Here is a 1,330-nt window from a genome sequence, read left to right as displayed (position 1 = left end):
GGATTTTGATCATGCGGATGTCCTGCTCGGCCTGGTTGTTGGTGAAGGGCACCGTCAGGTCGTGCAGGAAGCGCAGGAAGTCGTCGCGCCGGCGGACCATGCGGTCGGCGAGCTGGCGCGCGAAGGGTTTCTTCCCGCCGGGTGGCGGGTCGGGGTTGGCGGACCGTCCGGCCTTCACGGCCTGGTCGAACCGTTTCTCGAAGGCGGCGGTCACCTCGGCGGGCAGGGCGAGTTGGCCGTTCTCGCGGGCCTGGTGGCAGGCGGCGAGAGCGTCGGTGAGTGCGTCGGCGGCGGCCTTCGCCCAGACCTGGCCTGCCGGGTCGGCGGCATGGACGCCGTCGAGGTCGCGCAGCAGGTGGGCGTTGCAGAGCGCCGACGTCAGCGCATCGTAGGTCTGGTACGAGGTCCAGGCATCGGTGACGGCGGTGCCGGTGAAATGGGGCAGGACCTCGGCCGCGTCCATCGCCCTTTTCCCGCGCTTGGGATGGGCGGTGTACCAGGTCAGGGCGGTGGTGCAGGCGACGTGCACCCAGTGCAGCGAGGTGGCGACGCGGATGCCGGACTCGTCGAAGTGGGCGACCGGGGCCTGCTGGAGCAGGGCGGTGATCCGTTCGGCGAACGGGGCCAGCCGGATCGCGGCGCGTTCGACGGCGGCGTTCACGAAGCCCTCGGACAAGGTGGCGGCGAACGCGTCAGCGGCCAGGGCGGTGGTGCGGGCGGACGGCAGATGCTGCTGGACCTGGGCATAGACGGCCAGCGCGGTGATGCCGGGCCCGTACTGGGCCGGCGCACTGACACCCTCGGGAACAGGCGCCTGGGTCACCGCACCGCAGGCGCACGGCACCTTCAACATCCGGTGCTCGGTGACCAACAGGCGGGGTTCGGGCAGGTCGAAGACCTGCCCCCAGCCGAAACCCGAGGCCGCAGCATCCGGGGCGAGAGTGATTCCGCAGCCCTCGCAGGCGGCCGGCCGGTGCTCGACGATCTCGTCCGGGTCGGCGACCCGCTGAAGGTTGGTGCCCTCATGTCCCGGCTGGGCACCGGGCTTGCGGCCCGAGGCACGGCGCTGTGAGCGCGGCGGCGGCTTACGGAACGGCGAGTCCGAGCCGGGCGGCTTCGAGGAGTTCGTCGAGTCCATCGCTAGACGCCGCTTCAACTCGGCGATCTCTGCGTCCTGTTCCACGATCCGGGCTTCCAGCCGCTCGATCGTCCGGGCCTGATCCGCGATCACGCGCACGAGATCGTCGTACGACGGACGACGCTTCGACAGGCCCACGAACAGACCAACGATCCGATCAGCGGCAGGTCACACGACCTGCTGAGCAGTCAC

Annotated in this window: 1 protein-coding gene; it reads right to left on the bottom strand. The window is 70.4% G+C overall.

Translation table 11 applies throughout. The features are described from left to right. On the bottom strand, positions 1 to 1,276 hold a 1,276-nt coding region (locus AB0N07_RS51125), incomplete at its 3' end, for an IS66 family transposase (protein WP_365847857.1). Between the last annotated feature and the right edge of the window lie 54 nt (positions 1,277 to 1,330).

The organism is Streptomyces sp. NPDC051172, from assembly GCF_040682555.1.
Classification (GTDB): Bacteria; Actinomycetota; Actinomycetes; order Streptomycetales; family Streptomycetaceae; genus Streptomyces.
This window is presented reverse-complemented; position numbering and strand designations above follow the sequence as displayed.